General features: G+C 59.5%; 8 protein-coding genes. 5 read left to right on the plus strand and 3 right to left on the minus strand.

All coding sequences use genetic code 11. The annotated features are described in order from the left end of the window. The first annotated feature begins 241 nt into the window (after window positions 1-241). Together ACP5J3_RS08350 and ACP5J3_RS08355 are read left to right on the plus strand one after the other, a co-directional pair. Window positions 242-1,222, plus strand: a complete 981-nt coding sequence (locus ACP5J3_RS08350; RefSeq protein ID WP_428495265.1) for a hypothetical protein — start codon at window positions 242-244, stop codon at window positions 1,220-1,222. Window positions 1,223-1,260: 38 nt separating this feature from the next. Further along, the gene (locus tag ACP5J3_RS08355; protein WP_428495266.1) at window positions 1,261-2,202 is read left to right on the plus strand and encodes a helix-turn-helix transcriptional regulator; all 942 of its coding nucleotides are present in this window, start codon (window positions 1,261-1,263) and stop codon (window positions 2,200-2,202) included. Window positions 2,203-2,248: 46 nt separating this feature from the next. On the opposite strand, the gene eif2g is transcribed toward ACP5J3_RS08355, so the two are convergent. After that, the gene (eif2g, locus tag ACP5J3_RS08360) at window positions 2,249-3,484 is read right to left on the minus strand and encodes a translation initiation factor IF-2 subunit gamma (protein ID WP_428495267.1); all 1,236 of its coding nucleotides are present in this window, start codon (window positions 3,482-3,484) and stop codon (window positions 2,249-2,251) included. An 85-nt stretch (window positions 3,485-3,569) separates the two neighbouring features. Here eif2g and ACP5J3_RS08365 point away from each other — a divergent pair, with 85 nt between their 5' ends. The 3 genes from ACP5J3_RS08365 (at window position 3,570) to ACP5J3_RS08375 (ending at window position 7,824) form a co-directional block, all read left to right on the plus strand. Further along, entirely contained in the window at window positions 3,570-4,616 is a 1,047-nt protein-coding gene (locus ACP5J3_RS08365) for an ABC transporter ATP-binding protein (protein WP_428495268.1), read from the plus strand. Next, on the plus strand, window positions 4,613-6,424 hold the full coding sequence (locus ACP5J3_RS08370; protein WP_428495269.1) for an ABC transporter permease: 1,812 nt from the start codon (window positions 4,613-4,615) through the stop codon (window positions 6,422-6,424). Before ACP5J3_RS08365 ends, ACP5J3_RS08370 begins: the two co-directional genes overlap by 4 nt. A gap of 572 nt (window positions 6,425-6,996) precedes the next feature. Then, window positions 6,997-7,824 (plus strand): hypothetical protein, encoded by an 828-nt coding sequence (locus tag ACP5J3_RS08375; protein ID WP_428495270.1) that lies wholly within the window; start codon window positions 6,997-6,999, stop codon window positions 7,822-7,824. On the opposite strand, the gene ACP5J3_RS08380 is transcribed toward ACP5J3_RS08375, so the two are convergent. Together ACP5J3_RS08380 and ACP5J3_RS08385 are read right to left on the minus strand one after the other, a co-directional pair. Further along, window positions 7,821-8,255, minus strand: a complete 435-nt coding sequence (locus ACP5J3_RS08380) for a helix-turn-helix transcriptional regulator (RefSeq protein ID WP_428495272.1) — start codon at window positions 8,253-8,255, stop codon at window positions 7,821-7,823. The two genes, ACP5J3_RS08375 and ACP5J3_RS08380, sit on opposite strands and share 4 nt — an antisense overlap. Window positions 8,256-8,398: 143 nt before the next feature. Continuing rightward, the coding region (locus ACP5J3_RS08385; RefSeq protein WP_428495271.1) for a heavy metal-binding domain-containing protein at window positions 8,399-8,672 on the minus strand (274 nt) is incomplete at its 5' end.

Consider the following 8,672-nt stretch of genomic DNA (forward strand, 5'->3'; position numbering starts at 1 on the left):
CCCACATACAGAAGAGGTGTTTATAAGAATGTGGCGTTAAACTAAAAAACGGGGGCGTAGATATCAACGGCGATGAGGACGACTTGCCCCCTATCGAGCGGTGAGAACTATTCCGCGGACTGAGCCAACGTCGTGAATACACGCCGTGAACACCGCCCTCGGAGGCGTTCACCACGTCAAGCCGGCCGTTCACCACGTCGGGGAAACAAATTCCTTTAAACCACGGCAGATACGGGGGGTCATGCAAGGGAAATACCTACTAATAGCCGCGGTGGCGGTGTTGCTCGCCGCGGGCCTATCCGCGGCGGCCACTACAAACTCAACAACCACAAACTCCACAGCCGCCGTGTCGAACGGCACGGTGTACGTGGTGACGCCCTCCGGCACGATACACATCGTATACAAGACAAACGGCACGATGCTCGTCCTAAACTACAATAATAAGACTATTAATGTAAATCTGAAGACGGTTGTCTACAACGGCACCACCGCCTACTACATACACGTTGTGGGCCACGCCGTGGGTCAGTTCAACGCCTCCAGCTTGGTGAGGCAGATATACGAGGCCCTTAAGGCCGGCAACACCACCAAAGCCATGCAACTACTGAAGCAACTTGCGCAGTACGTCGCCACGAACAACGCCACGAAGAAGGCCGAGCTGAACATAATGATCACCGCAAAGGCCCTCAGCAGCACAGCCCCCAACGCCACCGCCCTAAAAGCCAAGATAGAGTACGAAATAGAGAGAAAAGCCAAGGCCCTCAACGGCACCTCCAGCGAGCTCGAGGTAAAGGCACACGTAAGAGACCTCGCCCAGATGGCCACCTACCTGAGACAGGTGGCTAAGCAGATAGAGCCCATAGACCCGCAGACGGCGGCGCAGCTGACAAAAGCCGCCGCCTACCTGGCCAACTTCACATCGACACTTAAAGAGGTGGAGCTACACCTAGGCAACGGCACCTATATAGAAATAAAGAAGACAGGCCAGGGCTACAAGATTGAGGTCGAGGTAAAGAAAGGCAAAGACCACAAAGACAGCCACGACGAGAAGGACGAAAAAGCAAAAGAGGAGAAACATGAGGACAAGGGCGTAAAGGAGGAGAAGTCTGACAAGAACGAGAAGAAGGAGGAGGAGAAGAAGTCAAGCGGCGGCGAGGAGAAGAAGGAGGACAAGGGCAAGGACAAGTCTGAGAAAGAGGATAAGGATAAGAAGGGTAAGTAGGGGGCGAAACTTTGAAATAGGTTTTTTCCGGCTCCCCCGTGTTCTGGGCAATCCTAATCTTCGCCAACGGGACGGCCCTCCTTCTATTCAACCAGACCTTAGTGGGGACTCTCTACAACCTCACCCTCCCAGCCCCGCCCCTATCCGCACCGGTGGTTTACAACAACATGACGCCGGTCCCCGCCGTGCTCGCCGGCGACGTCTTGACGGTGCCCGTCCTCGGCCACGCCTTGATAACAGTAAAGTACGTCCCCCGGACGAGGGTCGTCGACGGCGCACTCGCCTTCAACATCACAGAGGGCTACTACGTCATATGGGCAGAGCGAGGCGTGCTCCTCCTCCCCACACTCCAAATCATCAACTACACCCTAGACAAAAACGCAATAGTGCTAATAGCCAAAGGCCCCGGCACCGTCGCCTACACTCTACAAGGCCGAGGCCAAACCCCCACCACCACAGCAACCACATCACCAGCCCCCACCCCGGCCACCACTACCACAGCCATGACCACCACAACAGCGATCACGACGACAACGCCGACGCCTGCACAAGCACAGCAGACCGGAGCCAGCCCCTCCACAACATCCACCACACAGACGCCGCAGCCTCCCCCAGCCGCAACAAGCTCCACAGCCCAGAGCCCGGGCCCCACCGCCGGCGCCGCGCCTTCTGGAGGCGGCCCGCCGCCGGGCTTCGACTGGGTTCCCGTAGCCGCGGCAGGTGTAGCGGCGGCGGCCGCCGCGGGTGTGGGATACGCCGTGTTGAGGAATAGGGGTAAGAAGTCGGGCGGCGACCTCAACGAGACGGATAGCGCCGTGCTGGAGTACGTCAGGCGCACCGGCGGGGTTTACGAGGCGGAGATAGCTAGGGCGCTGGGCCTCCCGCGCACCACAGTCTTCAAGGCAGTGAGGAGGCTGGAGAGGGAGGGGCTCGTGGAGGTGGAGAAGAGAGACGGCCGGAACTACGTCAAGCCTAAGTAAACCTGTGGAGGGGCTTTTACAATTCGCGGAGCTGATGAGGTACGGCTTACTCAAGCGCCGCGGTGCCTCCCTTCAGCACGCCGTAGTTTGTGACGATCCACCTATTCTTCACCTGCCTAATGACGACGGTCTTGGCGCCCTGCTCGGCGCAGACCGCCTTCTTAAGCGCTACTGAGACCACGTCTTTCTTAACTGACTGGACCACGCCGAACACGGTGGCGGGGCCTACCGCCACCAGCACCACCTCCCCCTGCTTAAACGGCTCCACCTTCTCCCCCACAGCCCTGGGTATGGGCTTCGTCTCGATCTCCACGGCGGTCCACACGGGGGGGAGCGTGCCGGGCTTCCCCACCACTGCGCCGGCCAGGGCGTCTGCCTTTGTGAGAGCCGGGTCGAGGCCGGTCATTATGCCCACCAGCCCACCGGGCCTCGCCTCCTCCACCCTATACCCGCTGTACTCGATGCTAAGCACTTTTGTGTATATCGGCTGATATCCGGGCTTGGGCTTGTCGATCTTCAGCCCCGGCCTCAGCTCGATTTCGTCGCCGACGCGCAACACCCCCTGCAGAAGCGTCCCCCCCAGCACTCCGCCCCTCAGCTTCTCCGGCGGGGTGCCCGGCGGGTTGACGTTGAAGCTACGCAGGACGGAGAACCGCGCCGGCTTCCCCAGCTCAGCCTCGCGCCTCGGCACGGACTTCGCGATGTAGGTGGCGAGGACGTCTATATTCACCCTGTGGAGCGCCGAGATGGGCACCACCTTGGCCTTCTCAGCCCACGTCCCCTTTAGAAAGTTTCTAATCTGCTCGTAGTTCTCAAGCGCCTTCTCCCTAGTCACCAGGTCAATTTTGTTCTGGGCCACCACCATGTGCCTCACCCCGATGATGTCGAGCACGGCGAAGTGCTCCGCCGTCTGGGGCTGCGGCGCGGGCTGGGATGCGTCCACCACGAGGAGAGCCCCGTCGACGACGGCGGCGCCGGATACCATGGTGGCCACCAGCACCTCGTGGCCGGGGACGTCCAGAAGGGAGACGCGGCGGATTAGCTTCGGCTCCCCGCCCCCCGGGCACTTACCCTCTTGGAGAATCCCGTCGCTGTAGTAGTACTCCTCGCCGCAGTCGTAAATCCCCACCTGGGTGTAGCCAAGCTTTATAGTCATGGCCTTCTTAACCTCCTCGCTGTGCCTCATGACCCACACCCCCGAGAGGGCGTAGGTGGTCTGCGTCTTCCCGTGGTCCACGTGCCCCGCGGTGGAGACTATGGCGTCTGGGTAGACGAAAGCCATGCCGCCACCTACGGCAACGTTTATATACTTAACGCGCCTCGGCATACACAACACTTAATATATATACCGGCTGGAAGAGATACATGTGACCGTCGTGAGGCTGGAGAAGCTCCGCAAAGTCTTCGACAACCGCGTCGTGGCTGTAGACGACGTAGACCTCACGGTGAACGACGGCGAGATCCTCGCAGTCCTGGGGCCCTCCGGTTGCGGCAAGACCACGCTCCTCCGCCTCGTCGCCGGGCTGGAGGAGCCCACCTCAGGCCGGATATACTTCGACGACCGCGACGTCACCCACCTCCCCACGCAACAGAGAAACACCGCCGTGGTCCCCCAGACATGGGCGCTGTGGCCCCACATGACGGTGTTTGAAAACGTGGCGTACGGCCTCCGCCTCATGAAGAAAAAGGGCAAGAAGATGACGGAGGCGGAGATAAAGAGGAGGGTGGGGGAGGTGCTGGAGCTGGTGGACCTCTCGGGGCTGGAGGAGAGGAGGCCCTACCAGCTCTCCGGAGGGCAGCAACAGAGGGTTGCCCTCGCCAGGGCCCTGGTGGTTCAGCCCGAGGTGCTCCTCCTAGACGAGCCCCTGGCCAACCTCGACGCGAAGCTGAGGGTGGAGCTCAGAGAGGAGGTGAGGAGAATAGCCAAGAAGCTCTCCATAACCACGATATACGTCACCCACGACCAGGAGGAGGCCTTCGCAGTCGCCGACAGAATAGCCGTCATGAACGCCGGGAGGGTCATGCAGGTGGGGACCCCCGAGGAGATCTACCACAAGCCGGCCAACCTATTCGTCGCCACCTTCGTCGGCCGCTCCAACGTCCTTAAGGGCCGCGTCGTGGAGCAGAGGGGGGAGGCCGCCGTCGTCGACGCCGGCTTCCCCATACACGCCGCCACCCCCCACAAGCTGGCCCCCGGCGACGAGGTCACCCTTGTCATCCGGCCGGAGGACGTCTACGTAGGCGGGGGGCGTCTGAGGTGCGAGCTGATGGACGTGGTCTTCCTCGGCAGGTACTACCAAACCACTCTGAACTGCGGCGGAGTTGCCCTCAAGGCGGAGGGCCCGAAGCCCCCGGCGGCCCCCGGCGAGGGGGTGGCGGTGGAGATAGCGCGGGCCTGGGCCTTCAAGACATGAACTTCATAAAGCTGTCCACGGGGGCGGGCTACCTATACCTCACACTCCTGCTGGTAGCCCCACTGCTCTTCATCTTCTGGCAGGTCCTCGCCGGCATAGCCGAGGTCTACACGTCGATTACAGACCCCTTCTACCTAAACCCCACCCCCGGCGCTTTTAGAGACGCCGTGTTTATAAGACCCACAGACCCCCCGACGGTGGTCATCCGGGGGCCCGACATGGGCGTCATCCTCAACAGCCTCTGGGTTGCGCTGACCGTGGCCGCCGCCGACGTGGCCCTGGGGTTCGTCCTAGCCTACGTCCTCGCCAAGTACGTCTTCCCAGGCAGGACGCTTCTGGGGTTGCTCGCAACGATCCCGTTGATAGTTATGCCCTTCGCCACGGCGTATGTGGTGAGGAAGTTCCTCGACCCCAGGTGGGGCACCCTCAACTGGCTCCTCCACGACGTCCTCGGACTCCCCTTCAAGATAGAGGTGTCTGGGCTTGCGGCGGTGGCGGCTGTGCAGATGCTCATGTACCTCCCCATAGCCTACCTCAACATATACGCCGCCCTAACCCGGGTGGACCCCACCCTCGAAGAGGTGGCTAACAACCTAGGCGCCGGCGAGGGGAGGGCTGTCCGCGACGTGGTGCTCCCCCTCTCCACGCCGGGCCTCGCCGCCGCCTTCGTCCTCGTCTTCATATTCGCCATAGACGACGTGGCCGCCCCCATAATATTCCAAGACGACCCAGCCGCCCGTAAGCTACTCTCCTACCAGGTCTACTCCAAATTCCTCGACCAGATAAGAGGCCAGATAAGCCCAACCGCCGCCTTCCTCGCCCTGATACTGCTGTCCATATCCATCGCCTCGTTCCTCGCCGTGAGGAGGTACGTCGGGCTGAGGCAGTACGCCATGCTCATCCGCCAGCTGAGGCCGAGGACCTACACCCCCGGCCCCCTCGGCAAACTCGCCATCTACCTAGTCGCCTTCCCCCTGGTCCTCACAGCCGCCGCCCCCCTCATCGGCGCCGTGGCTCTGGTGTTCGCCGACAGGTGGACCACCTCGCCGCTACCAGAGGGCCTCAGCCCAGCCAACGCCGCGGAGAGGCTGGAGGGGGTTTTCCAAAACCAGCTCTTCCTCCGCGGCATACTCAACACTCTGTACTACGGCGTAGCCGCCACGCTGATCATGATAGCGGTGGGGCTCCTAATAGCCATCGCCGCCGCCCGCTCCAGAGGCCCCCTCGCAGACGCCCTAGACGCCCTCGCCACCATGCCCATAGCCATACCAGGGCTTGTGGTGGCCTACGCCTACTTCCTCACCTCCTTTCAGGTGACCACGTGGCTGAAGGCCGCCGGCGCCCCCGACATAGCCGCCGTCCTCGACCCCATCGCCCACCCCGAGCTCTACCTTGTGCTGGGCTACTCAGTGAGGAAGCTACCCTTCGCCGTGAGGAGCATATACGCCGGGCTCCAGCAGATACACACCTCCATGGAGGAGGTGGCCATGAACCTAGGCGCAGGCTACCTCGGCGTACTCCACAAAATCCTGCTACCCCTCCTCAAGACAAACATCCTAAGCGGCGCCTTGATAGGCTTCGTCTACGTCACCAGCGAGGTATCCCTCAGCATAACCCTGGGAGTCCTCAAGGGGGTGGGGAGAGACACCGCCATGCCCATAACCGCCTTCATGAGAGAGCGGTTCGAAAGCGGGCTCTACGGCGTACAAGACGCCGCAACCCTCGGCCTCATACTAGTCGCGATACAGATAGCCGCCATAACCCTAACCACGAGAGTACTAAAAACAAGATACGGATTCGTCTTATAGGAGTAAAATTTTTAAATACAAAAAAAGGATCTTATGCCCAAATTACCTCACCACAAAATGCCGACGCTTATAGTACTACTGTTGCTGGCTCTGTCGTTGACTTACTTCACTTCAGCTGGTAGTACGACTGTAGGTGTAGCATGTGCTGATTACGGGATCTCTGTGGGAGGAGGGCCGAACTATGATAGCTACAGTATAAATGCCTATTTAGAGTGGCCATGAAAAATGTAATAATATTCTCAAGCGTAGTATTAGTTATTGCCATACTGGCGGTTGTTGCTATCATACAAACGGGCTTAAGAACAGCGCCGGATCACCAAACAGCTCCACAACACAACACAGCCGCAACAACATCGGCTCCTCAACAAAATACGCATACCAACTCACCAACTTACCAGAACACTCCCCCCGCGGTCACAGAGACAGCTTCAAGAGCTACGGAAACGGGGCAGGCGCTGGCGCCACCGCAATCAGCTACCTCACAGAGAGGGGGCGAAAATTCTACGAGAGCTGGAAACAGAACCGACTGGGGGTCCTACGTATTATTTGCTCAAGCCATCGCGTTCGACGGCTTGGAGAAGGTGTACATCGGCGTGAGGGCTGTGGAGATGGACTACTTCAAGATACCTAAGAGTAACGACACAGTCGTGAAGATCTACGGAGTGCTAGACGACGAGGCCCGGAGGGAGTTTCTCTCCTATGTAAACTCGTCGGCTAGGGTTGTGGAGAGGGTGAGGCGAGATCCAGAGTTCCTCGCCCCAGGTGACGTGGCCGAGTTGGTAGACGTATTAAGAGCTAAGATTCCAATACGCGATGTATACTACGCATGGCGTATCGAATACGCAACGCTGGTCGCGGGAAGAAATGAGACCACGGCGTGGGGCCCCGTTGCGGATCTACTCGTGCTAGACGACGCGGATTTTGTAAAACTCGGCCGGGAGCACCTCGGGATAGAGGTCGACCCGTGTAGCAACACAATTCTACTACCCTCCGACTACGGCAACTTCTTCAAAAACGGCCAGGTTGTGGAGGCCTTCGTTCCTCTGGGGTGGTACGGCGTCTCTAAAAACACGGCAAGAGCATTTCTACACGCTAACATGCAGTTGAGAGTAGAGGTGCTTAAAATCGGCATGTCCGGCGACGCCGTGGGCTTCATCGGGCGTTGCTTCGCCGAGAGCTTCACCGACCTACCACCTGACCGCTCATATGTCGTAATTGAGGCGCCGGAGAAAACCGCCATTTACATTAACAGAAAACTCTACGAGTTACGCTATACAAAAGCCCTAGAGCGCCTGGCCGCCGACAAAAACGCCACACGCTACATAAAGTACTATGAAGACTCTCTAGAGAGGATTCGTAAAGAGATAAAAACAGTGGAGGTTGAGCTGGGGATTAGCTAAACCTCACTTACCTTTTTCAACAACTCCGCTACTTGCCTCACCCTCTCTTTGTAAGGAGACACCCTCTCTGGATCAGACACGGCCAGGTCTGAGAGGTACATAGCCCAGCTCTCGATCTCCTCCACAATCTCCCCCACGCTCCTCGGCGCCCCCAGCCTCGGCCCCCTCAGCCACGGAATCAGCTTCACAGCCCCCCTCCCAGACTCCGTAAGCTCGTACCTCCCGTCGGGCCTCCTCCTGACAAGCCCCTCGGCCTCCAGCTGCTTCAGGAGCGGGTAGACGGAGCCGGGAGACGGCCTCCAGAAGCCCCAGGTGACGTCCTCCACAGCCCTTATAATCTCAGCCCCGTTCATAGCCTTGTCCGAGAGTAGCCACAGAACCACCTCCCGGAGGCCCCTCCTGCCGACAAACGCCCACGGAGGCGGGCCCATGAGTCTACGAACAGCCGTCTTTATAAAAATTTCTCTTCCGATATCGAAAACGAGCCTTTTACCCGCCGAGACCAGCGCCTCCATAAACCACTCCAAAACCCGGCATTTAAAAAATTTCGGTTCCGATATCGGAAAATACGTTACTACTCCACCGCGGCGCAACCCCCGCCGCCCCCCCCCGCGGGCTCCACCACCACCGCAGTGCCGTAGGCAATGATTTCATCCATATTTTCACTAATTTCATTGCTCTCCAGCCGGAAGCTCACCACGGCGTTGGCACCCATCTCCCTCGCGTGCATCACCATCCGCTCGATAGCCTCCCTCCTCGCCTGCTCCGCAAGCTCCGTAAATTCGTCAATCTCCCCACCAAAAATCGACCTAAGCCCAGCAATTATAGTAGCCCCAAGCCCCCTCGAC

It is taken from the genome of Pyrobaculum sp. (assembly GCF_049971835.1).
Classification (GTDB): Archaea; Thermoproteota; Thermoprotei; order Thermoproteales; family Thermoproteaceae; genus Pyrobaculum.

Coding starts and splice junctions, on each gene's coding strand:
- ACP5J3_RS08350 (WP_428495265.1), top strand. CDS start 242: ATGCAAGGGAAATACCTACTAATAGCCGCGGTGGCGGTGTTGCTCGCC.
- ACP5J3_RS08370 (WP_428495269.1), top strand. CDS start 4,613: ATGAACTTCATAAAGCTGTCCACGGGGGCGGGCTACCTATACCTCACA.
- ACP5J3_RS08380 (WP_428495272.1), bottom strand. CDS start 8,255: ATGGGCCCGCCTCCGTGGGCGTTTGTCGGCAGGAGGGGCCTCCGGGAG.
- eif2g (WP_428495267.1), bottom strand. CDS start 3,484: ATGGCTTTCGTCTACCCAGACGCCATAGTCTCCACCGCGGGGCACGTG.